The organism is Paenibacillus sp. RC73 (assembly GCF_044908085.1).
Classification (GTDB): domain Bacteria; phylum Bacillota; class Bacilli; order Paenibacillales; family Paenibacillaceae; genus Paenibacillus; species Paenibacillus terrae_A.
On sequence record NZ_JBIYCV010000005.1, the window covers coordinates 24,560 to 38,248 of the forward strand.

The window sequence follows — 13,689 nt, forward strand, 5'->3', positions numbered from 1 at the left end:
AATTTAAGCATTCAACACTAGGAGGAACTTCACATGTCTATTTTCAAACGTTTAAGAGATCTTACCATGTCCAATATCAACTCCATTATTGACAAAGCCGAAGATCCAGTTAAAATGACAGATCAATACATTCGTGATATGCAAGAGGATCTGGAGGATGCAGAGAAAGCGGTAGCCGCTCAGATTGCCATTGAGAAGAGATTCAAACAGCAATACGAAGAGCAGGCTGCTTTGGTAAAAAAACGTGAAGAGCAGGCCCATACAGCAGCAAAAGCGCAAAATGTGGATCTGGCTCGCCGCGCGTTGGAAGAAAAGAAATCTGCTGAGCAAAAAATGACCGAGTTCAAGGCTGGCTACGAGCAGAACAAAGCGGCAGCCGATAACCTGCGCGGTAAGCTGGATGAAATGCGCAGACAACTGACGGAAATGAAGAACAAGCGTGAAACGCTGGTTGCCCGTTATAATGCAGCTAAAGCACAAACGGAAATTAACAAAGCAATGAACGGTTTTAGCTCCGATACGGCAACTGCCGGGCTGAAACGAATGGAAGAAAAAATGCTGCAAGCAGAGGCGCGTGCTGAAGCAAGCAACGAAATGTCCTCTAAGGAAAAATCGTTGGATGAGGAGTTCAAGGAGCTTGATAAGAAAAGTGCCGTGGACGATGAGCTTGCCGCTCTGTTGAAGCAATACGACAATAAATAAGGTTATAAGCACTGCCGCCTGCGTGGCTGCTAAGGAAGCGAAGGGGAACCGTTTTCTCCTTCGCTTTTCCCTGCCCGGAGGCGTAAATCAACATATATGAAGGTCAAGAAGATGTGGAGGATGGTATGAAATGCATTTTTTAGAAACGATGAAAGCGATGCTTGTATGGACTGGCGCGGGTGCCGTTTTGTTGTTCGTATTGATGTACATTGATTCTTTATTTACGAAGTATAAGGATTTTGCAGAAGTGAAAGCCGGTAATATGGCCGTAACAGTCCGGTTAATTATGAAGCTGTTTGCACAGGGGTATATTTTGTCAAGCTCCATTGCTACAGCTAACAATTTGCTGGAGGCGCTTGTGTATTCTGTGATCGCCTTTGTCATTCTGTTTGTTTTGGAAGTTGTCGTACGTCTGTTGCTTCGGTACTGGGCACAGCTTGATCTGGATAAAGGTACGCAGGAAGGCAAAATTGGCTTTGGTCTGTTTTCAGGTACGCTGCATCTGGTCGGGGCTTTGATCATTGCGGCATGTTTCTAGGCTAAAGAAGGGCAGGGGGGAATTATCATGGGTGTATGGAAACGAATTTCGAATCTGTTTGCCAAGCCGGAGCCGCCGAAAGCGGAAAAAAGCATGCTTCATTTAAATCCGGGCGATATCTGTGAAGTGTCGCTTGTCACATATGAAGTGGTAGGCCGAGTACATAATCGCGCTCGGAATGCCGTTGTTTTGACGCTTCAGGATGGTAAACAAGTCAGCTACCTTCACATTGAGGAACGGGAAACGCTGCAATTCGGACTGTACCAGGCCATCGACGGCAGACTGGACAACCCGGAGGAAGTGCCAACGATTCTGGAGCTGGATGATACAACATATCATTTGGAAGAGCAGTATTTTGGGCATGTTACGGTTATGGGCCGTGCTCCTTTTCGACAGGGTGGAGAGCAGCATGTTTGGCAGTATCAGTCGGATGATTATCATCTGCTGCGTGTAGAGTGGCAGGACGGCCGCTTTATGCTTTATGAAGGAGAAGAAGTAATTACCGGAGACGTCAAGGTTATTCGGGCAAGCTAGGAGAGGGTGACACATGGGCAAACGCACCTGGCAGTATGCATTAAAGGTCATTGTGGCGCTGAGCTTGTTCGTATCCGTGCTAAGCGGCTGCGGTGCGCCAAATGTGAAAGATACGTACCCGCTGGAATCAGTCAGTGGCAGCGGTAACTCGACCTCGTACGTGTACCGGGCCGCAGGCAAAACGGTTCCGGAAGTGGCGGAGGAACTGAAAGAACAGCGTGAACCGGAACAAATGTCGCCGCAGAGCAATGAGCGGATGTTTCTGGTGTACAGCGATGAATGGTACCATTTACAGCAAGATCCAGCCAAGAAGGAAGACACATTAATTGAGATCGACAGCAAAAAGTATGTCGAGCAAAATTACAGTTCCAGCTTTCTAAAAGGATACTTAACGGCAACCGTACTGGATGCTCTGTTTGATTCGTTGCGCGGATCAGGCTCTTACCGGGGGTATTCAAGCAGAGATGTATATCGGCCTTCTCAAGGCCAGTACCGTGCACCTACGGTGCAGGAGAAGAAAGCAATCCCGCCAATTACAGTGGAGCGGAAGGGTTCCGTTACCCGCAGGGGTAAGGGGTCTGATTCCAGTGTCGGTTCCAGCGGAAGTCTGTTCGACAGAGGCTCCAGCAGCAGTTCGCCGAGTAGAGGCTCGATTTCACGTGACCGGGGCAGCAGCGGCGGTTCCAGCATTTTTGATTCGCCGCGCAAATCTTATAGTAAGCCTAAAACACGCAGCGGCTCAGGTAAAATCAGCCGACGAAGTCGACGATGATGGGGTTAAGGTGTGTAATGACAAGCAAACTTTTAAAGTAGAATCTGCAAAACAGTCCGGGAATGTGATCCCGGGCTGTTTTTTTGCGTATAGAGACTTGTCGCTACTCAATAAACATGGCTCGGATTTGCCAGATAACGGTTTTAGCGTTATAACAGAAAGAGGGCATTTTCAGAAGAACGGAGTGAAGATATGAATCAGGCACAATTCAATTCGAACAAATTTCAGCGCAAAGCGGTTCAAGTGGAAGAAGCGCAAAGCAGAATAGCTGCTCATGTTAAACAGGGAGAGCGGGAGGATGTAGGACTGGAGCAGGCGCATGGACGTTATTTGGCGATGGATTTGACCGCACCACACCCGTATCCCAGCTTCCGTCGTTCAGGCATGGATGGATACGCCATCCTTGGTTCGGACACTGAAGTCTGTTCGTCCGGTCAGGAAATCTGGCTACGCGTGATTGATGAAATCCCATGCGGCACCGTATCGGACAAGCGGGTGGAGACGGGATTGGCGGCCCGCATCATGACAGGAGCACAATTACCTGAAGGGGCCGATACGGTTGTTATGCTGGAAGCGACACAGCTACGTGAAGAAGATGGACAGGTATATGTCGGCTTGAAGAAGCGCATGGGAATCGGTAAAAATGTGACGACAATCGGCCATGAGATTCAGGAAGGTCAGCTTTTACTTAGTAAAGGAACCTGTCTGGGGGCAGGGCACATCTCGGTGCTGGCTACCTTTGGTGTACATCGGGTACCCGTCTACAGGAAGCCACGGGTGGCCGTTTTTTCCACAGGTTCGGAATTGCTTGCCGTGGATGAGCCGTTGCAGCCGGGGAAAATTCGGAACAGCAATACATATATGCTGGCTTCACAAATCAGGGAGGCAGGGGGGGAGCCGTTCATCCTGCAAGCCATTCATGATGATTTGGCTCTCGCCCGTGCTTCTGTACGTGAAGCGATAGCTGCCTACGATATCGTCGTTACGAGTGGCGGAGTATCGGTGGGGGATTTTGATATTATGGGCGATCTGGTACGACAGGAGGATGTGGATATGCTGTTCAACAAGGTCACAATGCGTCCAGGCAGTGTGACCACAGCCGCGGTGATTGACGGCAAGCTACTATTTGCGCTTTCTGGCAATCCCGGTGCGTGCTTTGTAGGCTGTGAGTTGTTTGTGCGACCCACCATCCAAATGATGCTGTCTTCAGAGCAGCCGTATTTGCAAACCTGGACGGCGCGGTTGGGAGCAGATTATACGAAGGTGAATAATTTTACCCGTTTTGTACGCAGCTCCCTGGAAATACGCAGCGGGCAAGTATACGCAATTCCTGCGCGAGTAGATGAATCCAGCGTCATGGTGACGATTAAGGACACCGACTGTCTGATCGTGGTTCCTCCAACAACAGAAGGCTTGCGTGCAGGGGAAGAGGTGCGTGTGCTGGTACTTCAAGGCGGACAGGTGACGTGAATACGACGAATCCGTATGTATGTCAGGTCGTCGGATTCAAAAATTCGGGGAAAACGACCTTCCTCGGAGGGTTGATTCGTTATTTGCGGGAGTCCGGGCTACGCGTAGCTGTGATCAAGCATGATGGACATGAGTTTGAGATGGATCATGTGGGAACAGATACGTACAAGCACCGACTAGCGGGAGCCGAAGGCGTAGCCATTGTTTCAGGTGGAAGAACAGCCATTTTAGAGGAGCATAGTCGGCCTGTTGCCGGACTGATCCGGCATTTTCAGGCATACGACTGCGTGTTGCTGGAAGGCTTCAAGCAGGAGCATTATCCGAAGCTGGTCATGGTACGGGAACAATCAAATGCCAAGCTTACCACAGAGCTGACCAATGTACAGGGAGTAGCGGTTTGGGAGGATCAAACGGGCTGGGCACAGAGCCATTTTTCGGATAAAACGATGCAGATATTTCCCGCCGACGCCAACGGCCCGGTAGGCCGCTGGTTACTTGGACAGATTCAGAAGCAAAGAGAAGAAGTCCGGGATGAGTAGGGCTGAGACATCAATCGGCTGAGTCGGTTTGAGTCTCCACCCGCCGTTCAATCGCTTGGGACATGGTCTTGTCGGTCAGATGGGCATAGACTTCTGTCGTTTCCGTGGAAGCATGACCGAGTTGTTCCTTCGTTTTGTAAATATCGTTTTGCAGATAGTAGTCGGTGGCAAAGGAATGACGGAGCTTGTGAACGGTCAGGTAAGGCTTGCCGAACCGTTTGGCATACTTGATAATCATCGCCTGAATCGCTCTTTTGGTCATCCGTTTGCCTTCTGTACTGCCGTTGGGACGTGCGACGAAAAGTGATTTTTCCTTTTTGGGCGCGCGATAACGGGTATGCCGCAGGGATAAATAGAGCGCCAGATCATCTTTGGACTGCTCGCGGAAATATACTGGCGTTTTAAAGGTCTCGTCGTTGTTGCCTTTACGGTACACATATAGTAATTTATTGTTTACATCCAGATCGTCCAGATTCAAATTGACGATTTCAGATACGCGCAGGCCCGAGTTCAGAATGAGACTGGCAATGCAGGCGTCCCGTTCCTTGTTCAGCTCATAAGAGTACAGTGCCTGCTTGTTACCGGCCAAATCTTGTCCATAGCCTTCATAAATATAGCCGATAAATTCAAGCAGCTCTTCCTCCTCCAGTATTTTACCTTTGAGCTTGGCCGCCGTGTCCTTGGGTTTATGTATGCGCTTGATTTCGACCTTGGCCATAATGTTGCGTTTGAGCAAAGGATAAAAGTTTTCATCCTCAGCGATCTGGCTCAAATAATGAAAGAGGGAACGCAGGGACGAAAGCTTACGTGAAATCGTAATGCGGGAATTGGAGCCTTCACGCTTAGTCGATAGAAACAAACGATAGCCTGTAATACTATCCATATGGAGCGTCTCCAATTCTTCCAGCGTAACTTGGGCGTTCGTCTCTCCGGCAGACAAGCCCTCTGAGCGAAGCCATGTAAAAAAAGCTTCATAATCCCGCACATATTCCAGCAATGTGGAAGGGGACAGGTCGGGTAGCTTGTAATCCATAAATTGCTGCACGTACCATGGTAATCCCGGCATTTTTTCATCCAGTTTGCGCCGGTCGATGATCTTTTGTATATTCATTGGGCTCCACCTCGTCCGGTCATAATATATATGTATTTTAGCATATTTTGAACAGCACCGGATGGAATGTAGATGGGATGCAAATCGAAGTAAACAACGAACTGATCCGCCAAGAGAGGTGAAAATATGGGGTATGATATCCAGTCGGAATTGAAGCTGTCCATAAAAAGTGCACCGGAGTCGCAGAAGGGCATTATTGTGCAGCTCATGCAATTTTATTTATATGATTTTACAGCCTATCTTCGAATTGATGTTACTGAAAACGGCACATTCCCGGCTTACCCGGACTTGTATCAATACTGGACAAGCGGTGAACAGAAGCTGCCTTTTCTAATCTGGAGACAGGACGTTCCAGTAGGTTTCGCATTGGTTGACCGAATGTCCAGCAATCGGGAGGCTGACTACTACATGGCTGAGTTCTTTGTGCTTCGTCCTTATCGGCATAATGGGGTCGGTACTTGGGCGGCTCATGAGCTGTTTGGATGTTTTGCCGGGCGTTGGAAGGTAACGCAGATGAGCACGAACAGGCCAGCGCAGTCCTTTTGGCGGAAGGTGATTGGCAGTTATACGGATGGGGACTACAGGGAGCAGACTCATCCGGTACGAGGGAATATAAGTCAGTTTTTCAATACCTGAAAAATTCAAAACTGTGATTAGCTACAAAAATGAGTCGGGGAGAGCATCCTGTCGGCTCTTTTTTGCGTTGTCAATTTAAGTCTTCTATCCATCCATAGATCATTCCAATTAGAACTTGCATTGACACTATAAAAACACGGGTATACAGTTATTTTGTATAATTCATATATAACTTATTGGAATTATCAACAATGTAACATCGGCCTCAAATATGCAATGCATTCATAAAATTACCCACGAGAACGGAGAGTGTTTTACAAGTGAAACGAACAAGTCGATATGCGAAAATGTTAGCTCTAACTCTGTCGCTGGTGCTGATATTATCGGCATGCTCAGGTAATGGAGGAGCCAATTCTACGAATACCGGGGCAAATGTAGCGGGAGGCGGGCAAGCCGCAGAAGGTGGGGACCTGACCTATGCGCTGGCAACATCGCCGGATTCACTGGACCCGCATAAGAGTGGGTTGGCCGTAGCATCCCGGGTGTATCGGGGGATATTCGACAATTTGGTTGTAAAGCTGCCGGACAATACGATTAAGCCTTGGCTGGCCACCGAATGGAGCGTTTCCGAGGATGGCAAAAGCTATACGTTCAAGCTGCGCAAGGACGTCAAGTTCCATGACGGAACTCCGTTTAATGCGGAAGCAGTCAAATTCAGCTATGACCGGATTATTGATCCGCAAGCTGTAGTTGGTAATGCTGCTAACTTGCTGGCCCCGTATGAATCCTCACAAGTGATAGACGAATACACGATTAAGCTGAATCTGAAACGACCATCACAGGCATTTTTGAGCAATTTAACGATCCCGGCAGTAGCTATTGTTTCTCCTGCAGGAGTCAAGAAATATGGAGATCAATTCGGCAAGCATCCGGTGGGCACAGGCCCCTTCAAGTTTGTAAAATGGGACGAAAATGCGGAAATCAAAATTGAGCGTAACCCGGATTACAAATGGGCACCGGAAACCATTGAGAACAAGGGAGCACCGTATTTAGATAGCGTGACCTTTAAAATCGTGCCGGAGGAAGCGACACGGATCGGTAGCGTGCAGAGTGGGCAGGCTTTGGCCGCAGAAACAGTTCCTCCACAAAACATTTTAACGCTTAAGAGTGACCCAAATTTTCAATTGTTGCAGGTCAATACCCTAGGCTTACCGTACACGCTGTTCATTAACCAGAAGAAGGCGCCGTGGAATGAATTGAAGGCCAGACAGGCGTTACAATACGGTATTGATGTGGGAACGATTGTCAAAACCCTTTACCTGGGCACCTACGAGCAGGCTTGGTCATCGCTTACTCCGGGCATTTTCGCATATGATAAATCACTGGAAAACGGCTTACAGCCGGATGTTAACAAGGCCAATCAGCTTCTGGATGAGCTGGGATGGGTTAAAGGTGCGGATGGTTTTCGAGTGAAGGATGGAAAACGTCTGACGCTGCATTATGTAGATGGTACGCCGAATCGTGAAAAGCGCAACGACATTGCAGCCATTATCCAGCAACAGCTAAAGAAAATCGGTGTTGATGTGAAGATAGAAATTACCAAGGATGTTGCAACGGTTGTATATACGAACGGAAACTATGATTTCTACGGGAATAGTCAGGTCAATGTGGACCCGAACGCGTTATATGCTTTTTACCACACAGCGGCTCCGAATCAGCGGCCTACGCTGCCTAACTTCTCCAAACCGGAGGTCGACAAGCTGCTGGAGCAGGGAGCGATTGAAAAGGATGATGCCAAGCGGGAGGAGATTTATAAAAAGGTACAACAATTGATCCGTGATCAAGCCGTTATCATTCCGATTTATGTATTCCCTTATACTGTTGGAGCCGCCAAGTCCGTACAAGGTCTTAAATTTGATTTAGTGGGTTATCCGCTGTTTAACGATGTGCGTATTCAAAAATAGGCTTTGTAAATGAGCTCTGAGAACATTCCAAACAGAAAGGAGCATGTACGTCATGTTCAGAGCAGTTGTAGATCGATTTGTTACCTCTCTGTTGGTTATTCTGGGATCTTGTATTCTGGTGTTCAGCATTTTGTATCTGCTTCCGGGAGACCCGGTAGATTCGATTTTGGACCCTTCGACGGCCACGCCAGAAATGATCGCCAATTTGCGTCATCAGCTAGGAGTGGATCAGCCTTTCCATGTGCAATTTTTAAACTATTTTGGAAAGCTGCTGCAAGGCGATTTTGGAAAATCACTGCTGAATGCTGATCCGGTGTTGCCTAAGATATGGGTTAATTTCCCGCCTACATTGGCGTTGACGCTTGTCGGTTCTGCCATTTCGGTCATCATCGGTGTCCTGCTTGGAGTACTGTCGGCCATTCATCGGAATAAGCCAATTGATATCATCGCGCGAATCGTCGGATTGTTCGGCATTTCCATGCCCACATTCTGGTCGGGAATTTTGCTGTTGCTTATTTTCTCCATTCATTTGGGGTGGCTGCCTGCAATGGGCTCGAACGGCTGGAAAACACTTGTGCTTCCGTCTCTCACTTTGGGCATTGTCGGTGCAGGGTTTATTGTCAGAATGGTACGCAACAGTATGCTGGAGGTCATTAATGAGCAGTTCATCGTTACACTCCGTTCCAAAGGCTTATCGGAGAAGGTCATTATGTATCGCCATGCACTGCGTAATGCGTTGATTCCGGCGATAACGATGATTGGGATGCTGATGGGAGAAATGCTGGCCGGAGCAGTTGTGAGTGAGACGGTATTTTCGCGACAAGGTATTGGACGTTTAATTGCGGATGCGATAATGGCTAAGGATTTACCAGTTGTGCAGGGAGTTGTGTTGTTCTCTGCCATCATGTACGTGATCGTAAATCTATTGGTGGATATATCTTATACATTTATTGATCCAAGGGTTAGACGCTCGGCGTAAGTCGGCAGGAATCAGGGAGGAGGAAGACAGTTGAGAGAAACGATGGCGGCCAAAACAGTCTGGAAGGAAAGAAAGCAGCGGGTAGCTTGGAAAACTGGAAGATTGCGGTTTGGGGGAGTGTCGGATGGGTTCATATATGCGGCAGGACTGATTATTGTATTCGTGATCGCCTGTGCGGCGTTTCCGCAATGGATTGCTTCCTATGAGCCAACAGAAATGTTAAGCGACCAGATTTTACAGAGTCCAAGCGCTGCTCACTGGTTCGGAACGGATTATTTTGGACGGGATATATTCAGTTTGGTTGTTCATGGAAGTAGGGATTCCCTGTTTATCGGCTTTATGTCGGTGCTCGTCGGTGGTCTGGCTGGTGGAATCATCGGAGCACTGTCAGGCTACATCGGTGGCATCGTGGACACAGTGCTGATGCGATTGATTGATATTTTGATGACCATTCCCGGCATTCTGTTGGCTTTAGCGATTGCGGCAGCTCTTGGACCGAGTTTGTTTAATATCGTACTGGCGGTAGCCATATCTGCTGTTCCGGGTTACGCAAGGGTCATGCGGGGACAGATAATGAGTATAAAAGGACGTTCTTACGTTACGGCTTCACGCTCCATCGGAGTTACACCTTTCGGCATCTTTTGGCGACATGTGCTTCCTAATTCCCTGTCACCTTTGCTTGTGATGGCGACGCTTGGAATCGGCAGCGCTATTTTGGCCGGATCGGGATTAAGCTTTCTGGGGCTTGGCACGGTAAAAGAAATTCCGGACTGGGGAACGGTATTGTCTCAGGGACGCGGGTATTTGACAGTGGCTTGGTGGATATGCACCTTTCCTGGTCTAGCCATTACGTTGTTCGTGCTGTCGGTCAATATTTTGGGCGACAAGCTGAGAGATGAGCTGGACCCGAAAAAGAACGCAAACTAGCATCAGGCAGCCTATTCGTTAGTGCTATAGAAGGAGGGAGTTCGTTTGTCATCATTGCTGGAGATTGAACATTTGTCGGTCGATTTTCACACTAAAAAAGGTTTGCTGCAAGCACTCGACAACGTATCGCTGACGATTGGGGCGGGGGAAACGGTCTGCCTCGTTGGTGAATCTGGTAGCGGAAAAACGATTACCTCCAAGGCGATTATGCGGCTGATCGATTATGAAAACGGACGAATTGCCCAAGGACAAATACGGTTGAAGGGCATAGATTTGACTGTTTTGTCGCAACAGGAATTACGCTCACTTCGCGGCAAAAAGATGGCGATGGTATTTCAGGAGCCGATGGCTGCGTTTGATCCGGTGTACACCATTGGATATCAGCTGATGGAAATCATTATGGAGCATGATCGGAAGACACGGAAGCAGGCATGGGCTCATGCGGTTCATTTGCTAAACAGAGTAGGGATTCCCGAGCCAGAAATCCGTATGAAGCAGTATCCCGGAGAGCTGTCTGGCGGGATGCTGCAACGGGCGATGATTGCGATGGCGCTGTCATGTGGCCCTGAACTGCTGATTGCGGATGAACCGACGACGGCGCTGGATGTAACGATTCAATCCCAAATTTTGCAGTTGCTTCAGGAATTAAAGGCGGAATTCAACATGTCGATTCTGTTGATTACGCATGATTTGGGTATTGCGGCGGAGGTTGCGGATCGAATTGTCGTGATGTATGCCGGGCGAGTCGTGGAGCAGGCCGCAACGGAAGAACTGTTCGAGCTGCCGCTGCATCCGTACACAAGAGGTTTGCTTCGTTCGGTGGCAACGCTGGATACAGATCGCAGCAGCAAGCTGTTTTCGATCCCTGGGGCCATCCCCAGTTTGAGTGCGTTGCCGTCCGGCTGCTTGTTTCACCCCCGTTGCCCGCATGCGACGGATCAATGCAAAAACGAAGTGCCTCCGTTGGCTGCCAAGGATGGACGCGAGGTAGCTTGCTGGCATTCGGAGCAATTGGCTGCGTCCGGTGATTGGCGTATTTCAGAGCTGTTGGAGGAAGAGCAGTTCTCGGCAGATGCTATTGAAGAAGCGGCAGAAGTAAAGGAAGGGGCACTGTACATATCTGCTGTTGATGGGATCATGGTGAGCAGTGCTGGCGTACAGGTAAAGGAATCTGTAATATCCAATGTAACTGGCACGGACACCGGGCAGAACAAGGACTTATTCCGGGTAGATGGACTTCGTAAGTATTATTCGGTGAAAAGAAGCTTTCCCGGTCGAACAGGTGCTTCCATCCGGGCGGTGGATGATGTATCATTTTCAATCCGACAGGGCGAAACTTTTGGACTGGTCGGTGAATCCGGCAGCGGTAAATCTACCTTAGGTCGTCTTCTGATGCAGTTGGAACGCCCAACCTCAGGGCAGGTATGGTTTCAGGACCGGGAGCTGACAAAGTTAGGGAATTCCGAATTACGAGCTGCGCGCCGTGATATGCAGATGATTTTTCAAGACCCTTACGGATCACTTGATCCGCGTTGGAATGTGGGGGATATTATCGGTGAACCGCTTGCGGTTCATGAAGGGCTGAGTGGCAAGGTCAAACGGGAACGGGTTGAGGAACTGCTAAGTTCAGTCGGATTGTCGCCTTCGCTGATCACACGATTTCCGCATGAATTTTCGGGAGGACAGCGCCAGCGGATCGGGATTGCCCGTGCAATTGCGCTGCAACCGCAGTTTATTTTGGCGGATGAGGCAGTGTCGGCTTTGGATGTTTCCGTTCAGGCGCAAATTGTCAATCTGCTTCAGGATTTACAGCGTAAACTGGATACGACCTATTTGTTTATCGCGCACGGGTTGCACATCGTCCGGCATATATCGGATCGGATTGGGGTTATGTACTTGGGTAAGCTCGTAGAAATTGCGCCAAGCGAGGAGCTTTTCCGGCATCCGGCGCATCCCTATACCCGAGGGCTTGTTGCTTCCATCCCCAATCCGAATCCGAAAAACCGACGGGAGCTGGTTACGGTACAAGGTGAGATTCCTTCGCCTGCGAAGCCACCGTCCGGCTGTCGTTTTCATACCCGCTGTCCGCTGGCGACCTCGCGTTGCCGTGAGGAAGCGCCGGAACTGACAGCGATTGGCACAGGACATTATGCCGCTTGTCACTACCCGGCCTAAATCAAAGACATATCTTCTTTGGCTTGATATCGGCAGCATAGGAGATTCTACAGTAAATTCATGGTAAGATAAGGATAGAAGTATATAAATTCAATAGGAAAAGAGGGTATTATGCTAGAGAAATGGGTTCAGGAATTAAAAGATGGTGAGCAAGACCTGATTGCCTGGAGAAGACATCTGCATCAGCATCCCGAGCTTTCTTTTGAAGAAACGAATACGTCTGCATTTATCGCCGATCAATTGCGCTCTTTTGGTATTGAGGTAAGAACGAATGTGGGCGGGAACGGCGTGCTCGGGTTTTTAGAGGGCGGGCAGCCGGGCAGAACGATTGCGTTTCGTGCTGATTTTGATGCGCTTCCCATTCAGGATGAAAAGGATGTGCCTTATAAATCGACCGTTCCTGGTGTTATGCATGCTTGCGGACATGATGGTCATACGGCTGCGCTACTAGGAGTGGCACGCGTGTTGAGCCATAACCGTGAGACGCTGAAGGGAAAGCTTGTGTTTATTTTTCAACATGCGGAAGAAAAACCGCCTGGCGGAGCCAAATTCATGATTGAGGATGGCTGTCTGGATGGGGTGGAGGCGGTATACGGTATTCACCTCGCATCTGAAATTCCACTTGGTAAAATTGGATTAAAGAGTGGGCCCGCCATGGCGGCTGTCGATGCATTTACGATTCAGATCAATGGCAAAGGCGGGCATGGCGCGCGACCGCATCAGACGGTAGACTCTATTGTCATCGGTAGCCAAATTGTGAATGGATTACAGCAGGTGGTCAGCCGCAGGGTGGACCCTATTGAATCAGCAGTGTTGACCATTGGTGTTTTTCAGGCAGGAACCGCCTTCAATGTCATTGCGGATAAGGCTAAAATCGAAGGAACGGTGCGTACGTTTAATAAAGAAGTGCGCAAGGAAGTCGAGAATGAAATTCGCAGTATCGTCAAGGGGTTGACTGAGGCTTATCATGCAGGATATGAAATTGACTATCTGAATGGCTATCCTTCACTGGTGAATGCTGAAGCCGAAACCGAACGTGTTCGCGAGCTTGTCGGCAGGCTGTATGGAGCAGACGCTTTTCTGGATCTGAAGCCGGTCATGGGAGCAGAGGATTTTGCTTATTATTTGGAGAAACGGCCGGGAGCTTTCATTCATGTGGGTGCGCGTAATGAGGATGAACGAACACATTATGCTCACCACCATCCTCATTTTGATTTTGATGAACGTGCATTGCTTGTGTCAGGTCACATATTTTTGGCACTGGCGCTTGAATATTTGCAATAATAAAGGATATATTTAAAGTTTATCGATGGCATTCACGTAAACCGGAACCGCGCATAGCGCGGTTTTTTGGCGTATATCAAAGTATTTTGACAGATATTAAAGAATGAGAAATGAAGTA

At 48.8% G+C, this 13,689-nt stretch carries 13 protein-coding genes; 12 read left to right on the plus strand and 1 reads right to left on the minus strand.

Features of this window, described 5'->3' with window-relative positions:
• The first annotated feature begins 33 nt into the window (after window positions 1-33).
• The 6 genes from ABH897_RS13335 (at window position 34) to mobB (ending at window position 4,555) form a co-directional block, all read left to right on the plus strand.
• On the plus strand, window positions 34-702 hold the full coding sequence (locus tag ABH897_RS13335) for a PspA/IM30 family protein (RefSeq protein WP_014281523.1): 669 nt from the start codon (window positions 34-36) through the stop codon (window positions 700-702).
• Window positions 703-832: 130 nt separating this feature from the next.
• Window positions 833-1,240, plus strand: coding sequence for a DUF350 domain-containing protein (locus ABH897_RS13340; protein ID WP_137063271.1), 408 nt, complete (start codon window positions 833-835; stop codon window positions 1,238-1,240).
• Window positions 1,241-1,267: 27 nt separating this feature from the next.
• A complete protein-coding gene (locus ABH897_RS13345; RefSeq protein WP_404520175.1) occupies window positions 1,268-1,774 on the plus strand; it encodes a DUF4178 domain-containing protein in 507 nt (168 codons plus the stop codon).
• Window positions 1,775-1,787: 13 nt separating this feature from the next.
• On the plus strand, window positions 1,788-2,546 hold the full coding sequence (locus tag ABH897_RS13350; protein WP_044648465.1) for a DUF4247 domain-containing protein: 759 nt from the start codon (window positions 1,788-1,790) through the stop codon (window positions 2,544-2,546).
• 192 nt (window positions 2,547-2,738) lie between these two features.
• Window positions 2,739-4,016 carry a molybdopterin molybdotransferase MoeA gene (locus ABH897_RS13355; protein ID WP_283656159.1) on the plus strand — a complete coding sequence of 426 codons (1,278 nt, stop codon included), beginning with the start codon at window positions 2,739-2,741 and terminating at the stop codon, window positions 4,014-4,016.
• Window positions 4,013-4,555, plus strand: a complete 543-nt coding sequence (gene mobB, locus ABH897_RS13360; RefSeq protein ID WP_283656158.1) for a molybdopterin-guanine dinucleotide biosynthesis protein B — start codon at window positions 4,013-4,015, stop codon at window positions 4,553-4,555. Before ABH897_RS13355 ends, mobB begins: the two co-directional genes overlap by 4 nt.
• Window positions 4,556-4,565: 10 nt before the next feature.
• Here the strand turns inward: mobB and xerS are convergent, their stop codons facing one another.
• Entirely contained in the window at window positions 4,566-5,666 is a 1,101-nt protein-coding gene (gene xerS, locus ABH897_RS13365) for a tyrosine recombinase XerS (RefSeq protein WP_283656157.1), read from the minus strand.
• A gap of 126 nt (window positions 5,667-5,792) precedes the next feature.
• Between xerS and ABH897_RS13370 the strand changes: the two genes are divergently transcribed.
• The 6 genes from ABH897_RS13370 (at window position 5,793) to ABH897_RS13395 (ending at window position 13,571) form a co-directional block, all read left to right on the plus strand.
• Window positions 5,793-6,302, plus strand: a complete 510-nt coding sequence (locus ABH897_RS13370; RefSeq protein ID WP_283656156.1) for a GNAT family N-acetyltransferase — start codon at window positions 5,793-5,795, stop codon at window positions 6,300-6,302.
• A gap of 287 nt (window positions 6,303-6,589) precedes the next feature.
• The gene (locus ABH897_RS13375) at window positions 6,590-8,206 is read left to right on the plus strand and encodes an ABC transporter substrate-binding protein (protein ID WP_404592361.1); all 1,617 of its coding nucleotides are present in this window, start codon (window positions 6,590-6,592) and stop codon (window positions 8,204-8,206) included.
• A 52-nt stretch (window positions 8,207-8,258) separates the two neighbouring features.
• On the plus strand, window positions 8,259-9,185 hold the full coding sequence (locus ABH897_RS13380) for an ABC transporter permease (protein WP_404592173.1): 927 nt from the start codon (window positions 8,259-8,261) through the stop codon (window positions 9,183-9,185).
• 30 nt (window positions 9,186-9,215) lie between these two features.
• Complete coding sequence (locus ABH897_RS13385) at window positions 9,216-10,112, plus strand: ABC transporter permease (RefSeq protein ID WP_283656153.1); 897 nt, start codon at window positions 9,216-9,218, stop codon at window positions 10,110-10,112.
• Between the two features lie 45 nt (window positions 10,113-10,157).
• Window positions 10,158-12,287, plus strand: coding sequence for an ABC transporter ATP-binding protein (locus ABH897_RS13390; protein WP_404592175.1), 2,130 nt, complete (start codon window positions 10,158-10,160; stop codon window positions 12,285-12,287).
• A 111-nt stretch (window positions 12,288-12,398) separates the two neighbouring features.
• A complete protein-coding gene (locus ABH897_RS13395) occupies window positions 12,399-13,571 on the plus strand; it encodes a M20 metallopeptidase family protein (RefSeq protein WP_044647410.1) in 1,173 nt (390 codons plus the stop codon).
• The last annotated feature ends 118 nt before the right edge of the window (window positions 13,572-13,689 follow it).

Bases quoted from the DNA above. Each gene is read 5' to 3' on its own strand.
- ABH897_RS13395 (WP_044647410.1), top strand. From the start codon at position 12,399: ATGCTAGAGAAATGGGTTCAGGAATTAAAAGATGGTGAGCAAGACCTG.
- ABH897_RS13375 (WP_404592361.1), top strand. From the start codon at position 6,590: ATGTTAGCTCTAACTCTGTCGCTGGTGCTGATATTATCGGCATGCTCA.
- ABH897_RS13355 (WP_283656159.1), top strand. From the start codon at position 2,739: ATGAATCAGGCACAATTCAATTCGAACAAATTTCAGCGCAAAGCGGTT.
- ABH897_RS13335 (WP_014281523.1), top strand. From the start codon at position 34: ATGTCTATTTTCAAACGTTTAAGAGATCTTACCATGTCCAATATCAAC.
- ABH897_RS13340 (WP_137063271.1), top strand. From the start codon at position 833: ATGCATTTTTTAGAAACGATGAAAGCGATGCTTGTATGGACTGGCGCG.
- ABH897_RS13380 (WP_404592173.1), top strand. From the start codon at position 8,259: ATGTTCAGAGCAGTTGTAGATCGATTTGTTACCTCTCTGTTGGTTATT.
- ABH897_RS13345 (WP_404520175.1), top strand. From the start codon at position 1,268: ATGGGTGTATGGAAACGAATTTCGAATCTGTTTGCCAAGCCGGAGCCG.
- ABH897_RS13350 (WP_044648465.1), top strand. From the start codon at position 1,788: ATGGGCAAACGCACCTGGCAGTATGCATTAAAGGTCATTGTGGCGCTG.
- xerS (WP_283656157.1), bottom strand. From the start codon at position 5,666: ATGAATATACAAAAGATCATCGACCGGCGCAAACTGGATGAAAAAATG.
- ABH897_RS13370 (WP_283656156.1), top strand. From the start codon at position 5,793: ATGGGGTATGATATCCAGTCGGAATTGAAGCTGTCCATAAAAAGTGCA.